The organism is Lysobacter korlensis, assembly GCF_042434515.1.
Genome location: NZ_JBHLTG010000018.1, coordinates 1 through 17,249, shown reverse-complemented (window position 1 = coordinate 17,249; position 17,249 = coordinate 1). Strand labels below are relative to the sequence as shown.

Annotated in this window: 22 protein-coding genes; 8 read left to right on the top strand and 14 right to left on the bottom strand. The window is 69.0% G+C overall.

Translation table 11 applies throughout. The annotated features are described in order from the left end of the window. Positions 1 to 25: 25 nt before the first annotated feature. Together ACFFGH_RS33530 and ACFFGH_RS33525 are read left to right on the top strand one after the other, a co-directional pair. Positions 26 to 802, top strand: coding sequence for a phosphotransferase (locus ACFFGH_RS33530; protein ID WP_386677135.1), 777 nt, complete (start codon positions 26 to 28; stop codon positions 800 to 802). A gap of 65 nt (positions 803 to 867) precedes the next feature. Continuing rightward, positions 868 to 1,257, top strand: a complete 390-nt coding sequence (locus ACFFGH_RS33525) for a YybH family protein (RefSeq protein ID WP_386677133.1) — start codon at positions 868 to 870, stop codon at positions 1,255 to 1,257. Between the two features lie 20 nt (positions 1,258 to 1,277). Here ACFFGH_RS33525 and ACFFGH_RS33520 read toward each other — a convergent pair whose 3' ends face one another. Both ACFFGH_RS33520 and ACFFGH_RS33515 read right to left on the bottom strand, forming a co-directional pair. Next, positions 1,278 to 1,535: a putative antibiotic biosynthesis monooxygenase gene (locus tag ACFFGH_RS33520; RefSeq protein WP_386677131.1), complete on the bottom strand. Its 258-nt coding sequence runs from the start codon at positions 1,533 to 1,535 to the stop codon at positions 1,278 to 1,280. A gap of 60 nt (positions 1,536 to 1,595) precedes the next feature. Then, positions 1,596 to 2,513: an NAD(P)/FAD-dependent oxidoreductase gene (locus ACFFGH_RS33515; protein WP_386677129.1), complete on the bottom strand. Its 918-nt coding sequence runs from the start codon at positions 2,511 to 2,513 to the stop codon at positions 1,596 to 1,598. A 75-nt stretch (positions 2,514 to 2,588) separates the two neighbouring features. On the opposite strand from ACFFGH_RS33515, the gene ACFFGH_RS33510 reads away from it, so the two are divergent. Then, entirely contained in the window at positions 2,589 to 3,191 is a 603-nt protein-coding gene (locus ACFFGH_RS33510; protein WP_386677127.1) for a helix-turn-helix domain-containing protein, read from the top strand. A 76-nt stretch (positions 3,192 to 3,267) separates the two neighbouring features. Here ACFFGH_RS33510 and ACFFGH_RS33505 read toward each other — a convergent pair whose 3' ends face one another. The 7 genes from ACFFGH_RS33505 to ACFFGH_RS33475 all read right to left on the bottom strand — a co-directional run bounded on the left by ACFFGH_RS33505 (position 3,268) and on the right by ACFFGH_RS33475 (position 8,484). Continuing rightward, positions 3,268 to 4,557 (bottom strand): ABC transporter permease, encoded by a 1,290-nt coding sequence (locus ACFFGH_RS33505; RefSeq protein ID WP_386677125.1) that lies wholly within the window; start codon positions 4,555 to 4,557, stop codon positions 3,268 to 3,270. Continuing rightward, on the bottom strand, positions 4,554 to 5,270 hold the full coding sequence (locus ACFFGH_RS33500; protein WP_386677123.1) for an ABC transporter ATP-binding protein: 717 nt from the start codon (positions 5,268 to 5,270) through the stop codon (positions 4,554 to 4,556). The genes ACFFGH_RS33505 and ACFFGH_RS33500 overlap by 4 nt, the downstream gene beginning before the upstream one ends. Next, positions 5,267 to 5,641: a DUF805 domain-containing protein gene (locus ACFFGH_RS33495; protein ID WP_386677121.1), complete on the bottom strand. Its 375-nt coding sequence runs from the start codon at positions 5,639 to 5,641 to the stop codon at positions 5,267 to 5,269. The genes ACFFGH_RS33500 and ACFFGH_RS33495 overlap by 4 nt, the downstream gene beginning before the upstream one ends. 78 nt (positions 5,642 to 5,719) lie before the next feature. Further along, complete coding sequence (locus ACFFGH_RS33490; protein WP_386677119.1) at positions 5,720 to 6,793, bottom strand: NAD(P)-dependent alcohol dehydrogenase; 1,074 nt, start codon at positions 6,791 to 6,793, stop codon at positions 5,720 to 5,722. After that, positions 6,790 to 7,062 carry a DUF8691 family protein gene (locus ACFFGH_RS33485; protein WP_386677117.1) on the bottom strand — a complete coding sequence of 91 codons (273 nt, stop codon included), beginning with the start codon at positions 7,060 to 7,062 and terminating at the stop codon, positions 6,790 to 6,792. The genes ACFFGH_RS33490 and ACFFGH_RS33485 overlap by 4 nt, the downstream gene beginning before the upstream one ends. After that, positions 7,059 to 7,778 (bottom strand): DUF2306 domain-containing protein, encoded by a 720-nt coding sequence (locus tag ACFFGH_RS33480; RefSeq protein ID WP_386677115.1) that lies wholly within the window; start codon positions 7,776 to 7,778, stop codon positions 7,059 to 7,061. Before ACFFGH_RS33480 ends, ACFFGH_RS33485 begins: the two co-directional genes overlap by 4 nt. Positions 7,779 to 7,797: 19 nt before the next feature. Further along, on the bottom strand, positions 7,798 to 8,484 hold the full coding sequence (locus ACFFGH_RS33475) for a hypothetical protein (RefSeq protein ID WP_386677113.1): 687 nt from the start codon (positions 8,482 to 8,484) through the stop codon (positions 7,798 to 7,800). Between the two features lie 140 nt (positions 8,485 to 8,624). Here ACFFGH_RS33475 and ACFFGH_RS33470 point away from each other — a divergent pair, with 140 nt between their 5' ends. Continuing rightward, complete coding sequence (locus ACFFGH_RS33470) at positions 8,625 to 10,046, top strand: dihydrolipoyl dehydrogenase family protein (protein WP_386677111.1); 1,422 nt, start codon at positions 8,625 to 8,627, stop codon at positions 10,044 to 10,046. 36 nt (positions 10,047 to 10,082) lie between these two features. Here ACFFGH_RS33470 and ACFFGH_RS33465 read toward each other — a convergent pair whose 3' ends face one another. From ACFFGH_RS33465 to ACFFGH_RS33450, 4 genes are all read right to left on the bottom strand, one after another. Then, positions 10,083 to 10,268 carry a hypothetical protein gene (locus ACFFGH_RS33465; RefSeq protein WP_386677109.1) on the bottom strand — a complete coding sequence of 62 codons (186 nt, stop codon included), beginning with the start codon at positions 10,266 to 10,268 and terminating at the stop codon, positions 10,083 to 10,085. A gap of 115 nt (positions 10,269 to 10,383) precedes the next feature. Further along, the gene (locus ACFFGH_RS33460; protein ID WP_386677107.1) at positions 10,384 to 12,900 is read right to left on the bottom strand and encodes a phosphoketolase family protein; all 2,517 of its coding nucleotides are present in this window, start codon (positions 12,898 to 12,900) and stop codon (positions 10,384 to 10,386) included. Between the two features lie 29 nt (positions 12,901 to 12,929). Next, the gene (locus ACFFGH_RS33455; protein WP_386677105.1) at positions 12,930 to 13,853 is read right to left on the bottom strand and encodes a TIR domain-containing protein; all 924 of its coding nucleotides are present in this window, start codon (positions 13,851 to 13,853) and stop codon (positions 12,930 to 12,932) included. Positions 13,854 to 14,044: 191 nt separating this feature from the next. Further along, positions 14,045 to 14,392, bottom strand: a complete 348-nt coding sequence (locus ACFFGH_RS33450) for a DUF2200 domain-containing protein (RefSeq protein WP_386677103.1) — start codon at positions 14,390 to 14,392, stop codon at positions 14,045 to 14,047. A 202-nt stretch (positions 14,393 to 14,594) separates the two neighbouring features. Between ACFFGH_RS33450 and ACFFGH_RS33445 the strand changes: the two genes are divergently transcribed. Beyond that, positions 14,595 to 14,822 (top strand): hypothetical protein, encoded by a 228-nt coding sequence (locus ACFFGH_RS33445; protein WP_386677101.1) that lies wholly within the window; start codon positions 14,595 to 14,597, stop codon positions 14,820 to 14,822. 7 nt (positions 14,823 to 14,829) lie between these two features. Here the strand turns inward: ACFFGH_RS33445 and ACFFGH_RS33440 are convergent, their stop codons facing one another. Continuing rightward, positions 14,830 to 15,309 (bottom strand): cupin domain-containing protein, encoded by a 480-nt coding sequence (locus ACFFGH_RS33440; protein WP_386677099.1) that lies wholly within the window; start codon positions 15,307 to 15,309, stop codon positions 14,830 to 14,832. A gap of 177 nt (positions 15,310 to 15,486) precedes the next feature. Between ACFFGH_RS33440 and ACFFGH_RS33435 the strand changes: the two genes are divergently transcribed. The 3 genes from ACFFGH_RS33435 to ACFFGH_RS33425 all read left to right on the top strand — a co-directional run. Beyond that, the gene (locus ACFFGH_RS33435) at positions 15,487 to 15,690 is read left to right on the top strand and encodes a DUF1653 domain-containing protein (protein ID WP_386677097.1); all 204 of its coding nucleotides are present in this window, start codon (positions 15,487 to 15,489) and stop codon (positions 15,688 to 15,690) included. Between the two features lie 59 nt (positions 15,691 to 15,749). Then, on the top strand, positions 15,750 to 16,184 hold the full coding sequence (locus ACFFGH_RS33430; RefSeq protein ID WP_386677095.1) for a DUF6630 family protein: 435 nt from the start codon (positions 15,750 to 15,752) through the stop codon (positions 16,182 to 16,184). A gap of 518 nt (positions 16,185 to 16,702) precedes the next feature. Next, positions 16,703 to 17,249: DUF222 domain-containing protein (locus ACFFGH_RS33425; protein ID WP_386677093.1), on the top strand; the 547-nt coding region annotated here is incomplete at its 3' end.

Sequence of the window (17,249 nt, the reverse complement as noted above, 5' to 3'; positions counted from 1 at the left end):
AACCGTTCCGTGCCACTGTGGGGAAATGGAAGGTCCCCCGCGAGTACTTCGGGAGGCCGCAGCGCAGTTCGGCGTTCGGCTCGATGACCTGCTCCCGCTCGGCGGGAGGTCGAACCAGGTGTTCGCCACGGAGCGCCACGTTCTCCGGGTGACCGACGTCGCCGTGGCGCAGCGGGAGACTGCCGCATCGGCCGCTGCCGCCGCCGTCGTGCCGGTGCCCAGGGTGCTCGACCGTCTCGACTTCGGCCCAGAATCCGTTGCGCTGCTGGAGCGCATGCCGGGCGAACCGGCTTGGATCCCGGCGAGACTGCACCCAGACCGGGCGTGGCGGCGAGGTGCGGCGTGCGCTCGGGTCCATGCCGTGCTCACCAAGATCCTGGCGCCACCCGAGGTCCCGGTTGTTGCCGTCGAGGGCCTGGAGCGGGAGGATGTCACGCTCCTTCACCTCGATCTGCACCCGCTGAACATATTGCTCGGCGACGATGATGAGGTCTCGGCCGTCCTCGACTGGGCGAATGCGGCATCCGGGCCCAGCAGCCTTGATCGTGCTCGCACCGCCACGATCCTCTATCTGGATCCCTCGGTGCAGGCGATGAAAGGCGATCCCTCGTGGAATGCCTTCGTCGCCGGCTGGACGCAGGCGGCGCAGCTCGACCGCGTTCCCTCCCCAGCGCTCGCGTGGGCGGCCGGATTCATGCAGCGCGACCTCGCATGTAGGGCGACCGTCTCGACGCTGGAGAAATTGCGCCGACTTCGACTGCGAGCCGAGGACGTGCCCTACGTCGACGTCGCAAGCCTGTAGCGTTCGACGCGACCGCCGCGCTGCCACGATGGTCGCCTCGGCCATCGCTTTCCTACGATTGCAGCGTGGATCTCGGCTCTCCTCAGGCGGCGCTTCGTGCGTACATCGATGCGACGAACACCCATGACTTCGGCAACGTCGGCCGGGTGCTGCACCCGGACGCCGTGTTCTGGTTCGGTGACGCGACGTGCGAGTCGCTCGACGATGTGGGGGCGTACTTCGAGGATGCCTGGCGGGTCGTGGAGCAGGAGGTCTATGCGGCGACGGAGGTGCGGTGGGTCGCCATCGGCGAGGGCGCCGCATCATGCGTGTACACGTACACCTACGAGGGCTGGCACGCCGGTTCCCGCGTCAGCGGACACGGGCGGGCGACGAACGTCTTCACGCTGGACGACGCAGGCGAATGGAAGCTGATCCACGAGCATCTCAGCGCCGCTCCGGCCAGCACCGGCTGATCAGCACCGGCGGCGGCTGATCAGCGCCGGCGGCGGCTGATCAGCGCTCGGCGGATGCGGTGCAGCTGCGGCATGAGGCCGTAGATCACGATCGGCACCGCGACGGTGGCCAGGACGAAGGTGCGCAGCAGGGTCGGCAGGGGGTCGAGCAGTGCGCCGAGTGCCAGGTTCAGCACCGCGAGCGTGGGGAAGACCGCGATCCAGATCATGAGCGCGAGCTGGTGCTTCGTCGGCGGGGGGATGGGGGTGGTGCGAGTGGCCGTCGTGGTAGCGGACATGGGTGGTACTCCTCGGATCGATCGGTGTTGAACAGGTGGGAACTTGGGGATTCGGGGCAGTCACCGGGCGGTGCGGTGAGCCGTGAGGGCGTCCCGCACGTCGTCTTCGACCAGCTCCGCGTGGATCGCGATGGCCGCGGCCGATCCCTGGCCGGCGGCGGTGATGACCTGCGCGCGTGGGTCTGCGGCGTTCCCGGCGACGCGGACACCGGGCACCGTGGTGCGGCCGGTGGTGTCTGACGTCACCCAGCCGTTCTCGTCCGCTGCGCAGCCGAGCTCGCTCAGCAGGCTCGAGTTCGGCACGAACCTCGGCCGGACGAACACCGCCGACCGGGTGAGGACGGTGCCGTCGGCAAGCTCGACGCCGTGCAACCGGTCGTTCTCGACCGTCAGCCGGGCGACGCGGCCCTCGATGACGCGCACGGCGCGGGCGGCGAGCAGCTCCCGCTGATCGGCGTCGAGGGTGTCGGTGTGCTCGAACAGCACGACGTCGGCCGACCACTGGCGGATGAGCAGAGCGTGCTGGACCGCTTCGGCGCTGCCGCCGAGCACGCCGAGCGGCTGGTCTCGGACCTCGTAGCCGTGGCAGTACGGGCAGTGCAGCACGTCTCGGCCCCACCGCTCGCGGACACCAGGAACGTCCGGCACTTCGTCGCGGAGCCCCGTGGCGACCAGGATGCGGCGGGCGCGAAACTCCACACCGCTCGCGAGTCGTGCGCGGAAGCCGGGCTCGAGGCTCGTCACGGTGTCGTCGATCAGGGTGCCGCCGTATCCGGCGACTTCGGCGCGACCGGCCGCGATCAGCTCCGCAGGTGGCATCCCGTCGCGGGACAGGAAGCCGTGCATCTCGGCGGCCGGGGCGTTCCGCGGGGAGCCGGCGTCGATCACGGCGACGGTGCGCCGAGCGCGCAGCAGGACCAGTGCGGCGGTCAGGCCGGCGGCGCCCCCGCCGACCACCAGCACGTCGAATTCGTTCATGCTGCAACCCTGACCTGCGGAACCGGTCTGGGGGACATTTGTTGCCGATTTCGGGAAACGGCGATGAGATGAGGCATGGACGACAGCACGGTTCTCGAGGCGGCGCTCGACGCGGTGGGTCCGCGGCTCAAGCGGTTGCGCGTGCAGCGTGGAGTCACGCTGGCCGAGTTGTCGGAGACGACCGGGATCTCGAAGAGCACGCTTTCCCGACTGGAGACGGGCGGGCGTCGGCCCAGCCTCGAGCTGCTGCTCCCGCTTGCCCACGCGTATCGGGTGCCGCTCGATGAGTTGGTCGGTGCGCCGGAGGTCGGCGACCCGCGGGTCCGCTTGAAACCTCGACGGGTGCACGGGCGTACCGTCGTGCCGCTCACCCCCAACTCCGCGGGAGTGCAGGCGTGGAAGATCCTGATCCCTGCGAGCCAGACGGAGCCCTCGCTTCGCGCGCACGAGGGGTACGAGTGGCTGTACGTGCTGAGCGGGCGGATGCGGCTGATTCTCGGCGACCACGATCTCGTCCTCGGCGCCGGCGAGCTCGCCGAGTTCGACACCCGCCTTCCGCACTGGTTCGGCAGCGCCGATGGGAAGGCCGCCGAAGTCCTCAGCCTGTTCGGCCGGCACGGTGAAGCGGTGCACGTCCGGGCCAAGTCCGAGCGCCGCGGGCAAGAACGCGGCAGGTGATGCGGCCGAGCGGCGACGACCCGACCCGGCGCGCCGGAAGGTGGGCGGAGCGACCGCCGCCGCCCACCCTTCGCGCCTACTCGTAGCGCAGGGCGTCGATCGGGTTCTGCCGAGCGGCGCGGCGTGCCGGCAGCGTGCCCGCAAGGAACGCGATCCCCATCACGATGGCGAGAATCGACGCCACGGGGAGGACCTCGAATCGCAGCACCTGAAGCCCTTCCAGGTCGGCCAGGAACGACGCGCTGAGCATCCCGTTCGCCGCCGTGCCCACCCCGATCGCGGCTGCCGCACCGAGCAGACTCCCGAGGAAGCCGAGAAAGACCGCCTCGGCACTGAACAGCGCATAGATCCGCCCTCCGCCCATGCCCATCGCCTTCATCAGACCGATCTCGCGGGTGCGTTCCTGCACGCTCATCAGCAGCGTGTTCACGATCCCGAATCCGGCGGCGATCAGCGCGATCACCGCGAACGCGTTGAGCACGGCGATGATGCCGTCGACCACGGTCTGGATGATCCCGATCTGGTCAGCGACGGTGGCGGCCGTGAAGCCCTCGCGCTCGAGTGCAGCCTGGATGTCGTCGATCTGCTTCTCGGTGGAATCGGGGGAGAACCGGGCGGTGGCGAGGATCGACCCTTCCGAGGCGGTCTCCGGCTGGCCGATGTTCTGGGTGGCGTAGAGCTCGTCGAGCAGCGCCTGGTTGAGCGCTGCGCCCGAGGCCAGGAGCGACTCGTTCTGCACCCCGGCAACGGTGGCGTTCACCTCGTGCATCTCGCCCACGTGGTCCACGACCCCGATCTGGATCGTCCGGCCGACCGCCGCTTCCTCGTCGGCGAACCCGAGCGCGTCGACGTAGGGGGTGACGAGCAGGATCTGCGGCTCCTCGCCGGTGTTGTCGAGCTGCTCGCCCGCCGCGAGGTCCGGTGTGGTGAGGTTCGCGGTGGCGTTGACGTCGAGGACGTACTTGCCGTTGCCGTCGAACTCGACATACCGGGGATTCACCTGTTGCACGGCGCTGACGTCGACGATGCCGTCGACGGCGCGGATGGTGTCGAGGTCGGCCTCGGTCAGCGCCTCGGTCTCGAACTGCGTGAAATCGGGGCCGACGACGGCCGCATCCGGGTCGTACTCGGCCGGTCCGTCGTCCGCCCCGGCGGCTTCCTCACTCGACTTGGTGACGGAGAGGACGTCCTTCGCGCCGAAGGCACCGATCTGGCTGTCGATGTACTCGGAGACGCCGGTGCCGATGGCACTGGTGACGGTGAGGGTGAACGCCCCGATGAAGATGGCGAGCACGGTCAGGGTGGTCCGGATCTTGCTGCGGAGGCTGTTGCCGACCGCGGTGGTGACGATTCCTGCCGTGTTCATGCTGCGGCTCCTGCCAGTTCGGGGGCGGGCACTTCGCGGCCGTCCCGGAGGAAGAGCTGACGGTCGCATCGCGCGGCGAGCTCGGAGTCGTGCGTGACCACGACGAGGGTGATGCCGTGCACCTTGTTCAGCGAGAACAGGATGTCCTCGACGAGCCGGCCCGTTGCGGAGTCGAGGTTGCCAGTCGGTTCGTCGGCGAAGATCACCCGGGGGTTGTTCACCAAGGCGCGCGCGATGACCACCCGCTGCTTCTGACCGCCGGAGAGCGTCACCGCTTTGTTCCTCGCCTTGTCGGACAGCTCGAGCTGCGTGAGCACGGCCATCCCTCGTGCCTTGCGCTCGCGGCGGCCGACCCCGGCGATTTTCAGCGGCAGCACGACGTTGTCGAGCACCGTCGCGTTCGGGGTGAGGAAGAACTGCTGGAACACGAATCCGAAGTCCTTGTTCCGGAGCCGGTTGAGCTCACGTGTGCCGAGCTTCGCCGCGTCGCCGCCATCGACCGTCAGTGAGCCGCCATCCGGGTGGTCGAGCAGCGCCAGCAGATGCATGAGGGTCGACTTGCCCGAGCCGCTCTTGCCGACGATCGCGACGGACTCGCCGACCCCGATCCGGAGCGAGACTCCCTTGAGCGCGTCGAAGCGCGCGGTGCCGCGTCCGTACGAGCGCCGGATCTCGTGAGCCTCGAGAAGCGCCTCGCCTGCTGCGCCGTTCATGAACGCACCGCGAACGAGAGGTCGGCGCCCGCGCGCTGCGCAGTCAGCCTCTGATCGGCCGGCTGTGCGCACAGCACCGCGACGATAATGGTCCCGGCGAAGGGGAGCAGCAGCCAGAAGGTGTGACCCCAGCCGTAGCCCGCGTCGCGGAGGCGGCGCACGGTCACGGCGAGGCTCGGGAGCAGCATCAGGAGCGACCACAGTGCATTCACGTCGGTGCTGCCACCGGCGATCGCGTTGGCGGTCGCGGTGAGTGCCGCGCTGGCGAGGGTGGCGAAGAGCACCCACCACCAGAACTCGGATCGGGTGGCGGTGCCGGTGAAGTCCGCATACTTGCGGAACCCGGTTCTGATGGCCTGGAAGAACGTCATGGGGAGTGCCTTTCTGGATGGGTTCGTGTGGGGTGGTGCCGCTCTTGCTCGAGTCGTGGTCTTCTCATGCGCGACTTCTCATGCGGGTGGGCGGCGTGTCGTGTGAGAGCTCCGCGACTCGACGAAGGTTCGCTGGACAGGTGCGGTGGCGACTCGGATCACGACGTTGCCTCGCTTCCGTCCGGTGTCGACGTACCGGTGCGCGTCGGCGATGTCGGAGAGATCGAAGGTTCGGTCGACGACGGGCTGGAAGAGTCCCGCGCCTGCGAGTCTGGCCACCTGGGCGAGCTGCTCACTCGTGAACGGGACGTTGCCGGCAGTGATCCGCTTGCCGGTGCGACGGCTGCGGCTGCGCGCCTGGACGACGCCGGCGAGATCGGCGATGACCGACAGCAGCGCTCCTCCGGGCTTGATCAGGGGTTCGAGTCGGCCGAACTCGACGTTGCCGACGCAGTCCACGACGATGTCGTAGCGGTCCGCCTCCCGAGTGAAGTCGGCGGTGGTGTAGTCGATCACCCGGTCAGCACCGAGCGAGCGGACGAGCCCGGCGTTCCCGCCGCTGGTCACCGCGGTGACGTGCGCGCCGGCGAGGTGTGCGAGCTGCACCGCGGCGGACCCGACCGCTCCCGATGCACCGTTCACGAGCACGGACGCGCTCGCCGTGAGCGTCGCCTGGTCGAGGAACGCGCGGGCGGTGATGCCGCCGAAGACCACGGTGGCGGCATCCTCGAAGCTGAGGTTCGCGGGCTTGCGGGTGATGGCGCTGTCCTGCGAGACGGTCACGTACTCCGCGTGCCCCCCGAACCTGCCGCCCAGCATCGCCATCACCTCATCGCCGGGACGGAACGCGGAAACCCCCGGCCCCACCGCTTCCACGACGCCGGCGATGTCCATGCCGAGAATCCGGAGGCGCGGGCGCACGAACCCCAGGGTGAGCGACGAGAGCAGCTTCACGCCCTTCGGGACGTCTTTGGTCCGCGAGCGGTAGTCCGCCGCGCTCACGGTGGTGGCGTGGACCTTGACCAGCACCTCACCGGTGCCTGGCGACGGCTTGGGCACCTGTTCGATCCGGACGACGTCCGGGCCGCCGAAGCGGCGGTACACGGCGGCCCTCATCGTGCCGCCCTGGCTTCCAGTGTTCATGGTCGTCATTTCTCTTCTCCTTGCCGTTGTTGTTGCAGCGCAGCTTCGGGACTTCCGATGGGCTGCACCGAGATGAGCGTCATCCCCAGGTCGCGGACCTTGATGAGCAGCCCGTGCAGGGCGGCCTGGTCGGCCACCGGCCCGCGAAGGGTCGTCGTCCCGTCGCTCTCGCGGGTGAGCGCCAGGTTCCCGAACCATTCGGTCCAGTGATCGTCGAGGTGCCTGCCCACCCGGAGCTCGTAGCCGCCGGGCTCGGAAGGGCTGGGATTCGTCGTCATGGCAGTGCCGGAATCCGTGCGGCGGCAGAGCCTGCGCGTCGCCGGGGTCGCCTGCGGATGACCAGCTCGGCCACGGCGAGGTTGAGCGCCCAGCCGGCGCCGTTCAGGAGCGCCACGCTGAGCTGTGTCTTCCCGAAGATCGCCTCTCCGAAGCCGAGGGTGAACACCTGGGTGCCGGCGCCGAGCCCGATGGCGACGGCGCGGATCATCCATGCGCGGTGGCGCCGGATGTCCCGACGACGGATGGCTGCGAAGCCGGCCGCGATGCTCAGCGCCATTCCGATTCCCGCCAGCAGCCGGAACACGAAGAGCAACTCGCCGGAGCCCGCAGGCAAGGAGGAGAACGCGGCCAGCCAGAGACCGGAGAATGCGGCGAGCAGCCCCACACCGACCAGCACCCGACCGGCGCGGCGGTGCCACGCGGGCCTCCGCCGGCGCAGGCGGGCGGAGAACTGGAACGCGCCGAGGAGCACGAAGACGGTCGCCCCGAGAATATGGAGTAGCACCGGGAGGCTCAGGGGAGCGGCAGACTCTGCCGCGCCTCCGGCATCCATCGACAGCGCCACCCGTCGGAGAGCGTTCGCGAGGATCGGAATGAGCCCGAGCGTGATGAGCCCGGCTGGGATGAGCCACGCCGGCTTCGTCGCGCTGGGGGCCGGCCGGTTGCCGGCCGCCGGCGCGGTTCGATCCGGCCGCGGAATGGTGGTCTCGTTCATTGCCGGGCCCCGTCCGCGGTCACTCGGCCGCGGCCCGGTCGAGCCGCGCTGCGCTGCCCGGAGGGGAGACGGTGACCGGCCCGCGCCGATCGGCCCAGAGGGAGTACCCGAGCCAGATCAGCGCCAGTCCCACCGGCACCGCGACGAACCGCCCCACGGTGTGCGGCAGCAGCGGAACCAGAAGTGTCGACACTGATCCAGCCGCGAGCAGGATGCCCGCCCAGCCGGACACCACCCGCGTGCGGAAGATGGAGAGGCCGAACACCAGGCCGCCGGTCAGATAGGCGCCGAATGCGAATGTGCTGAGTGCCTCGAGCGCGCCGAGGCTGCCGTCGGCGGGTGCGCCGCTGAAGATGCCGAGGATGTCCTCGACCACTTGCGGGGCGTCCTTCACGATCGCGGGAAGCACGAGGGCTTCAACGAAGCTGAAGGCCGCAGCGGTCAGCAGGAACGTCCCGAAGATCAGAAACCCGATCAGTCCCAGAAGACCGGACTGCGTCACCTGCCGCAGGTACACGCCGGTGATGCCGATCAGCCCCAGCACGCCGAACGCGACGGTCATCCACGCCACGACCGCCCACGCGGGCGTGACAATGGAGGCCACCGTCTCAGCCGGGTGGATGAATTGGACCGTGATGTACAGCAGTCCGGACAGCGCGGCCGATACGCCGGCCGCCCGGGTGAGCTTCGAGGTCGTGAGGGTCATGTTCCGTGCTCCTTGTCCGTGTCCCCGCATCGAAGGTCTGGGGATGGTCAGAAGCTACGGATCGGTGTGGTGACTGGACATCACCACATGTGGTGATTGATTTGGTGAACTTCGACGCGACGAAAGAGGATCAGCTCGACATGAACACTCGCAGCCACTCGCAGCCCGAGCACTACGACATCGCGGTGATCGGCGCCGGCCCGGCCGGAACCGCCGCGGCGCTGCGTGCCGCCGAACTCGGTGCGAAGGTGGTTGTCCTCGAAGCGGGCCGCGTCGGCGGCACCTGCGTCAACACCGGGTGCGTGCCCACCCGCGTTCTGGCGAAGACCGCCCGGCTCATCCGTGAGGCACGCAGCGCCGACGATTATGGGATCGCGGTCGGCACCCCGGTGATCGACTGGGCAGCCACGGTCGCACGGGTCCACGAGCGCGTCGACGCGGTTCGGTCGATCAAGCGAGAGGCCGAGCGTTTCGCCCAGGCGGGTGTCGCACTGATCCAGGAAGGCCGGGCCCGGTTCCAGGACGACCGGACCCTCGTGCTCGAGAGCGGTCGCCGGGTCACGGCCGGCTCCATCCTGATCTGCGTCGGCGGGCACTCGAAGCGGCTGCCAATCCCTGGGGCGGAGCTTGCGACGGTTCCGGAGGATGTGCTGTCCCTGCCGGAGCTGCCCCGGCGGGTCGCGGTGATCGGCGCCGGCAACACTGGGGCACAGCTCGTGACGGTGTTCAGCTCGTTCGGCTCAGAGGTGACCCTGCTCGATGTGGCGCCGAGGGTGCTGATGGCCTCCGACGCCTCGATCTCGGAGCTCGTCGCATCCTCGCTGGCCGGCCACGGCGTCGACGTGCGCACAGGAATCCAGACGGTGGAGCGCCTCGACCGCGCATCCGACGGTTCGATCACGCTGACCTGGCGGGAGCACGAGAGCCGGTCCGCGGAGTTCGACGCCGTGATCATGGCCACCGGATGGCCGGCCGACGTCGAGGACCTCGACCTCGACAAGGCGGGTGTCGAAACGGTGCGCTCGGCGATCCCGGCGGACCAGTACTTCCGCACGATCGTGCCGCACATCTTCGCCGTCGGGGACTCCAACGGCCGGGACATGCTGGTGCAGGCTGCGCAGTTCGAGGGCGAAGCGGCAGCCGAGAATGCCGTCCTCGGTGCGAATCGCCGGACGCCGCACCATCTGCTCCCCGCCGGCGGCTTCACCGACCCGGATTACGCCGGAGTGGGGTTCACGGAACAGCAGGCGCGGGAGAGGGACCCCTCATGCGTGGTCGCGACGGTTCGGTACCGCGATCTCGATCGTGCCGTCATCGACGATCGCGAGCGTGGCTTCCTGAAGCTCATCGCCGACCGCCGTCGTGAGCTGATCCTCGGCGCGCACGCCGTCGGCGAGAACGCCGTGGAGGTGATCCAGTCCGTGACGACGGCGATGGCGGCCGGCATCGACGTCTCCACGCTTGCAGGAGTGCGCTTCGCCTACCCGACCTACAGCGCGGTGATCGGCATGGCCGCCCGCGCTCTGCTGACGCAGCCAGCGGAGCCGGCGCTCCTCGAGTGAGCGGGTGAGGTCCCCGCCCTTCTGCCGTCTCCGTGGTCAGATGCCTCGTCCGGCCATCACCGCGGCCCGGTCGAGCCTGGCGTACTCGGAACGCTCGTGGGCGAGGGTGAGGATGCGGGCGTACCGCTCGCGGTTCGGTGCCGACACGACGGTGGCGACGGAAGCGGCAGCGCTCCGGGAGGCGGTGGCTGCGTAACCGGCGGAGCAGGTCGTTGTGGTCATGCCCCCACCCTCGCGGCTGGCTTTCACCGTCGCGCCCGTGCGATCCACTGGGAACGACCCGGGGGTGGCGGCCCGGGACCAGGGCGCTTGACTCCGCTGCGAACCGGCCGGACGGTCAGGCCTCGTTGTCGCCGCCGGTGGCGGCTGTTCCGGTGTTCACCTGCCCGACACCGACGTTGACTTCGCGGGCATCCAGCTCCGATTCCGCCGTCCAGGTCCAGTCCGCGACGGCGGGGATGTCCTCCCCGTGCTCCCTGGTGTATGCACGCGCCTCCAGACGGGCATCCTGCATGCGCTGCCGGAAGCCGGCGTACCGCTCACCGAGACCGGGGACCCGGTCCAGCACGTCGATGACCAGGTGATACCGGTCCATGTCGTTGAGCATCACCATGTCGAACGGCGTGGTCGTCGTTCCCTCTTCCTTGTACCCGCGGACATGCAGGTGCGGATGCCCGGTGCGGCGGTAGGTGAGCCGGTGGATCAGCCAGGGATAGCCGTGGTACGCGAAGATCACCGGCCGGTCCTTGGTGAAAATGGAGTCGTATTCGCGATCAGTGAGCCCGTGCGGGTGCTCACCCTCGCTGACCAGGCGCATCAGGTCGGCCACGTTGACGACTCGCACCTTCAGGTCGGGGATGTGCTCGCGGAGGATCGAGGCCGCCGCCAGCACCTCGAGGGTGGGGACGTCGCCGGCGCACGCGAGCACGACGTCGGGCTCCGTCCCCTCCACCTCGGTGCCGGCCCAGTCGAAGATGCCCAGCCCTCGTGTCATGTGCGCTATCGCCTGGTCCATGGTGAGCCAGTTGAACGTCGGCTGCTTGCCGGCAACGACGACGTTGACGTAGTCGACGCTGCGGAGGCAGTGGTCGTAGGCGGAGAGCAGGGTGTTGGTGTCGAATGGGAGGTAGACCCGCACGACCTCCGCCTTCTTGTTGACCACATGGTCGATGAAGCCCGGGTCCTGATGGGAGAGACCGTTGTGGTCCTGCCGCCACACGTGCGAGGAGAGCAGGTAGTTCAGGGAGGCGATCGGCCGCCGCCACGGGATCGCCTTGCTGACCTTCAGCCACTTCGCGTGCTGGTTGAGCATCGAGTCGACGATGTGCACGAATGCCTCGTACGTGTTGAAGATGCCGTGCCGGCCGGTCAGCAGGTACCCTTCGAGCCAGCCCTGGCACTGATGCTCGCTGAGCATCTCGACGACCCGACCCCGCCGGGCGAGGTGTTCGTCCGTGGGCAGATACTCGGCGTTCCACTGCTTGTCGGTGACCTCGAGCACGGCGCCGAGCCGGTTGGATGCGGTCTCGTCCGGTCCGAATATGCGGAAGTTTCTCGGGTTCTCCCGCACCACCTCCGCGAGCCACTGCCCGAGCACCCGCGTCGCCTCGTCGACGGTGGCGCCAGGCGCTGGGACGTCGACCGCGAATCCGCGGAAGTCGGGGAGCACCAGGTCGCGCTTCAGGATCCCGCCGTTCGCGACCGGGTTCGCGCTCATCCGCAAGTCGCCGTCCGGCGCAAGCGCAGTGGCGACCGCCCGCGGTGCGCCGGACTTGTCGAAGAGCTCGTCCGGCCGGTACGAGCGCAGCCAGTCCTCCAGCACGGCCAGGTGCTCCGGAGTGTCACGAGCGCTGGCCAGCGGCACCTGATGCGACCGCCAGTTGTCCTCGGCGGGATGCCCGTCGATCTCCTTGGGGCAGGTCCAGCCCTTGGGGGTGCGCAGGATGATCATCGGCCACGCCGGGCGGCCGTCGAGTGTGCCCGCGGCCGCTGCCGCCTTGATCTCGGCGATCTGGTTGAGCACCGTGTCGAGGGTTTCCGCGAGCCGGCGGTGCACCTCCGCCGGGTCCTCCCCGTCGAAGCCACCGGACACCAGGTGCGGCGTGTGCCCGTAGCCGCGCATCAGCTGCAGCAGCTCCTCCTCGGGGATGCGGGCGAGCACCGTCGGATTCGCGATCTTGTAGCCGTTGAGGTGCAGGATCGGCAGGACGACCCCGTCCGAGAGCGGGTCCAGGAACTTGTTGGAGTGCCAGCTGGTGGCGAGCGGTCCGGTCTCCGCCTCCCCGTCGCCGATGACCGCAGCGACCAGCAGATCCGGGTTGTCGAACGCCGCCCCGTAGGCGTGCGACAGCGCGTAGCCCAGCTCACCGCCCTCGTGAATGGATCCCGGAGTCTCCGGCGCGGCGTGGCTCGGGATGCCACCCGGAAATGAGAACTGCCGGAACAGCTGCCGCAGGCCCTCCTCGTCGCGGTCGATGCGGGGGTGCAGCTCGGTGTAGGTGCCGTCCAGGTAGGCGTTCGCCACCATCCCGGGGCCGCCGTGTCCCGGTCCGGTGATGAAGATCGTGCTGACACTGCGTTCACGGATGACCCGGTTCAGGTGCGCGTAGATGAAGTTCAGTCCCGGCGTGGTGCCCCAGTGACCGAGCAGGCGCGGCTTGATGTCCTCCCGGGTCAGCGGTCGGCGCAGCAGCGGGTTGTCCAGCAGATAGATCTGGCCGACGGACAGGTAGTTCGCCGCACGCCACCAGCCGTCGAGCTGCGCGAGCGATTCGGCGTCGAGTGGCTCGATCGGGCGGTACGCGAACGAATCCGTTTGCCGGTCCGTCGTCTGCGGCGGTGTGGTCGTGGTCATGCGGGCTCCTTCAGCCGGGGTGGATCGACTCAGAAGTCGAGGATCTGCCTCCAGCGGCTCAGCCGTTCCGCGAGCAGCGCGGCCCGCGACGCGTTGTCGCCGGAGTCCATGATGTGTGCGTCGGAGGCGTCAGCCCGCAGGTAGACGCCGGAAGTGCGGGATTCGACGACGCCGTGCGCGTTGGCATGGGTGGTGTAGTACCCCGCCGCACGATCGGCTGACTCGAGAAGGATCTCGGCGGTGCCTTCCAGAACTGGCGCGTCCGGATCGCGAGGGCGCTCACCGCGGAAGTAGTAGAAGATCCCCGGGGGGTCCTGGCGTTCCTTCGTCGCCTCGCTCCAATACCGGACCGACAGGCTGCCGTCTTCCCGCCACCCGCGCCCGGTCAGCTCCAGCGCCCGGAACCGATCGCGTGAGATCCGGAGCAGGCTCACCGCGGAGGGTTCCCTGGTGCGTTCGGTGAGCGCGTACTGCCACCACAGGCCCTCGACGCGCGCGACATGGCCCTGCGCTTCGATGGCGTCGCGGAGCTTCTTGACCATGCCCTTCACCTCGGCGGCGTTCGACGCGTCGTCGTACCGCACGGCGGTCAGGCCGAGCAGGTCGGATGGCAGCTTCGCAGCCCGCGCATGCAGGATGAACGTCCGGCGCATGCCGAGCACCCCGCCGAAGAGCCCCGCCTCGAAGACGACGTTGTCACGCGGGGACAGCTGACCCGGCGCGGAGGCCGGAGCCGAGGCGTTCGTCGACGTCCAGTCATCGCCCGCGAAGACGAACGCCGCGAAGTCGACTTCATGGGTGAGCTCGACGAGCCGGTCGATGGCGGTGATGCCGAGATCGAACGAAGTGGTCCACGGATCGACGTGGGCGACGTCGGCGAGACCCCGAGTCAGCGCCTGGACGAGCTTCGCCTGCGCCCCCGAGGACCCGAGAAAGATTCGGGGCTTGTCCACGTGCCCTCCTCGACGGAAGTCCTCCGGACCAGTCTGGCGTGTCCCGCGCCGTCGTCAACAGGGGTATTCCGATCCGGGCAGTCGGCGAAGGTACGATCTCACTTCGGCCCGCCGCATCCTCGGCAGTGGTGCCGAGAGCGCGTGGCGGGCCGACGACGGCATGCTCGAGAACCAGTCCGTAGCGCGTGCCGCTACGGGTTCCCGCGCAGGACCTTCTCCATCGGCTTGCCCTTGGCCAGCTCGTCCACCAGCTTGTCCAGGTAGCGGATCTTCTGCATCAGCGGATCCTCGATGTCCTGCACGCGCACGCCGCAGATCACGCCGGTGATCAGGGCCGCATCGGGGTGGATTCGCGCCTCGGCGAAGAAGTCCTCGAACGTGGTGCCATCGGCGAGGTGGCGACGCAACGCCGGATCGTCGAATCCGGTGAGCCACCGGATCACCTGATCCAGTTCGTCGGTGGTCCTGCCCTTCTTCTCCACCTTCGTCACGTAGTGCGGATAGACGGCAGAGAAGCTCGTCCGGAAGATCCTGCTCACGCGTGGAAAGCGTAGTCGCAGGGGGACTCGTGCGGACCAGACCGGACCGGTCCCGGACAGGGCTGCGGATCCGTGACTGGTGTCCCACCCGATTTGCCGCTCTGTCCCTGGGCGAGGGGGCGCGGTATCGCGCACCCTGTTCATGCCGGGCAAGCCGAGCCCGCGCCAAAGGGGCTGAGACGCCGGATGGGAGGACGACATCGTGATCGACCCTGAGGACGACACCGTTGTCCGCCTGATCACCGAGGACGCGCAACTGCTCCTTCCCGCTCTGCTTGCACGTGGTGCTTCTTTCCGGCTCAGCGGCCGCCGGCGGATCGACGTGCGAGGGATGGGTGCAGCGGATGTCGCGCGGATCGCCGCGCTCTGCGAGGCGCGGGTCGTCGGCCTCGAGCTGGTCGGGTCCGGCGGAAGCGCATACCTGCCGTGAGCGGACTTCAGCCGGCGTGCTGGTCCGGCTGGCTCTCCTCGGGCTGCACCGTCCAGGCGGGCGGCTCGTCGACGCCGAGCTCCTCGTCCCGCTCGGCGTCCTCGTCGGTCTGCTGGACGAGACCCGGGGCATGGTGGACCGGCGCATAGATGGCATAGAGCCGCAGCGGCTCGTCGCCGGTGTTGATCACGTCGTGCCAGGTGCCGGCGGGCACCTGGATCGACCAGCCGTCTGAGACCTCCTGCTCGAAGGTCAGCTCGTCCTCGGCGGCACCCATGACACATCGGCCGCTGCCCGCGTCCAGTCGGAGGAACTGATCCGTGTCGGGGTGAGCCTCGAGACCGATCGATTCACCAACGGGGATGGACATCAGCGTGACCTGCAAATACTTGCCCGTCCAGGCAACCGTGCGGTACGTGTCGTTCTCGCGAGTGGCCTTCTCGATGTGGAAGGCGTTGGGGTCGGGTCCGTTGTCCTGAACGGTCATCGGGTGAGTCCTCTCGCGGTGGTCTTCACTGCGATTATCAGCACCGGGCCTGGGCATCTCCGGACCGCTCAGGTTCACTCCAGTTCCCGCGGCCCTGGAGCAGCCGACCCTGATGTGCTCGCGCCCGCGGAACGCACTGGTCCGCTGCCGTCGGAGCGGGCGGGTAGCGTGTCCGGAATGGAGCCGGGTACATACCGTCACTACAAGGGGAACCTCTACGAGGTGCTCGGCGTCGCTCGCCACTCCGAGACGGATGAGGCGCTGGTGGTCTACCGCGCGCTCTACGGCGAGCACGGCCTCTGGGTGCGGCCGCTCACGATGTTCCAGGAGACGGTCGTCGTGGGCGGGCGGGAGGTACCGCGGTTCGCACCGGCGGATTGACCCGGGCTCTGGAGTGCTTCGACACGGTCACCTCAGGAAGCGGTTCGATAATGGCCGATGTGGACGAGCTAGCGGCATGGGAGCGTCTCACCCTTCTTCTGGATGACGACGCACTTCTCTGGCCGCGGGTGCGTGAAGCGCTGCAGAGCGAAGACCAGGATCCCTGGGAGGCGCTCCTCGACGGGTTGGATGACGCCGGTGCGCTCGCCTACCTCGACGCGGCGGACACCGGCATGGAGCTCGCCGACGCGCTCGCGCAGCTGCCTCGCGTATTCCGGCTGCAACCCGATCTCGGTCAGGTGAACGACACCGACGACCTCGAGGCCGCGATTGCGATCGCCGATCGGGTGCTTGCCGGTGGCGGTTTCCGGCTTGCGCGGCTGCAGGATGACGAGGAAGACGCGCACGCCCTCGCGGTGGTCCCCGGGGGCAATGTGGCGGAGATTCTCGAGGTCAGTGCCCACCTGGAACGGTCCGTCTCGATCGTCGGGTGAAGTCAGGTAACAGGCCGGGACCTGAGCGGCCTCCGCGAGGCGACCTCTTCCTGACATTGTGGGTCCGCTGGGAGTTCCGGCGATGTGGTGGGGATAACTGTTTCTGACCGGCGGTTTCGGGGTCTTGGTGTCGGGGGCGGCTGTTCGAATGACGGTATGGAAGAAACCGCGACCGTTGGCCCGGGCCCGGGCCCGGGCCCGGGGGTGGCGGTGCTGTCGCCTGGGGCGGTGGCGTTGGAGCGTCGCGCTGGAGTGGTGGAGCGTCTGCGGGAGCTGGACCGGGCGGCGGCTCGGGCAGACGCTGCGAGGTTGCGTGGCCGGAATGACCTGCGGGTCGAGGCTGAGGCGGTGCACGCCGGCTCAGCCGCCGCGCAGGACGATGCGGTGGGTGTGCGGGCGCGGGTGGGGTTCGGGGAATCGTCGGACGTGGAACGCCGTTCGGTGCGGGCTGAGGCCGCCGCGGCGCTGCGGATCTCCGAGCGGGTGGCGGGGACCCGGCTGGAGTTCGCGAAAGCGCTGTGCACCGAGCTGACCGCGACGATGGATGCGCTGACCGTGGGGGACATCTCCGAGTACCACGCGCGGCTGATCTGGGAGCACGCCTGCCTGGTGCCCGCCGGCGACCGGCGTGGGTTCGAGGAGCAGGCGTTGGTCGCGGCGCGGAGGTTGAGCACCGCCCGGTTGAAGGGCAGGCTGCGCGACATTCAGCAGCGGCTGACCCGGAGGCCGCGATCGAACGGCACCGTGCGGCCGTCGAGCGGCGTGATGTGTGGGTGGATCCCGCCGCGGATGGGATGGCGATTCTGAGCGCGCTGCTGCCGGCGGCGACCGCGGTCGCCGCGGCCGACCGGATCGAGGAGTACGCCCGCGGGATCACCGGTGACCCGCACGAGACCCGCACGGTGCCGCAGGTCCGCGCCGACGTGTTCGCCGAGTTCGTCCTCGGCGGCGAAGCGGGCGCCTGGAGAATCACCCCGACCGTGCAGGTGGTGGTCCCGGCGTTGAGTCTGCTCGGCCACTCCGAGGAGCTGGCGATCCTGGACGGGTACGGGCCGATCGATTTGG

Bases quoted from the DNA above. Each gene is read 5' to 3' on its own strand.
- ACFFGH_RS33515 (WP_386677129.1), bottom strand. From the start codon at position 2,513: ATGAACGAATTCGACGTGCTGGTGGTCGGCGGGGGCGCCGCCGGCCTG.
- ACFFGH_RS33510 (WP_386677127.1), top strand. From the start codon at position 2,589: ATGGACGACAGCACGGTTCTCGAGGCGGCGCTCGACGCGGTGGGTCCG.
- ACFFGH_RS33490 (WP_386677119.1), bottom strand. From the start codon at position 6,793: ATGACGACCATGAACACTGGAAGCCAGGGCGGCACGATGAGGGCCGCC.
- ACFFGH_RS33465 (WP_386677109.1), bottom strand. From the start codon at position 10,268: ATGACCACAACGACCTGCTCCGCCGGTTACGCAGCCACCGCCTCCCGG.
- ACFFGH_RS33480 (WP_386677115.1), bottom strand. From the start codon at position 7,778: ATGAACGAGACCACCATTCCGCGGCCGGATCGAACCGCGCCGGCGGCC.
- ACFFGH_RS33460 (WP_386677107.1), bottom strand. From the start codon at position 12,900: ATGACCACGACCACACCGCCGCAGACGACGGACCGGCAAACGGATTCG.
- ACFFGH_RS33485 (WP_386677117.1), bottom strand. From the start codon at position 7,062: ATGACGACGAATCCCAGCCCTTCCGAGCCCGGCGGCTACGAGCTCCGG.
- ACFFGH_RS33470 (WP_386677111.1), top strand. From the start codon at position 8,625: ATGAACACTCGCAGCCACTCGCAGCCCGAGCACTACGACATCGCGGTG.
- ACFFGH_RS33435 (WP_386677097.1), top strand. From the start codon at position 15,487: ATGGAGCCGGGTACATACCGTCACTACAAGGGGAACCTCTACGAGGTG.
- ACFFGH_RS33520 (WP_386677131.1), bottom strand. From the start codon at position 1,535: ATGTCCGCTACCACGACGGCCACTCGCACCACCCCCATCCCCCCGCCG.
- ACFFGH_RS33530 (WP_386677135.1), top strand. From the start codon at position 26: ATGGAAGGTCCCCCGCGAGTACTTCGGGAGGCCGCAGCGCAGTTCGGC.
- ACFFGH_RS33495 (WP_386677121.1), bottom strand. From the start codon at position 5,641: ATGACGTTCTTCCAGGCCATCAGAACCGGGTTCCGCAAGTATGCGGAC.
- ACFFGH_RS33475 (WP_386677113.1), bottom strand. From the start codon at position 8,484: ATGACCCTCACGACCTCGAAGCTCACCCGGGCGGCCGGCGTATCGGCC.
- ACFFGH_RS33505 (WP_386677125.1), bottom strand. From the start codon at position 4,557: ATGAACACGGCAGGAATCGTCACCACCGCGGTCGGCAACAGCCTCCGC.
- ACFFGH_RS33440 (WP_386677099.1), bottom strand. From the start codon at position 15,309: ATGACCGTTCAGGACAACGGACCCGACCCCAACGCCTTCCACATCGAG.
- ACFFGH_RS33500 (WP_386677123.1), bottom strand. From the start codon at position 5,270: ATGAACGGCGCAGCAGGCGAGGCGCTTCTCGAGGCTCACGAGATCCGG.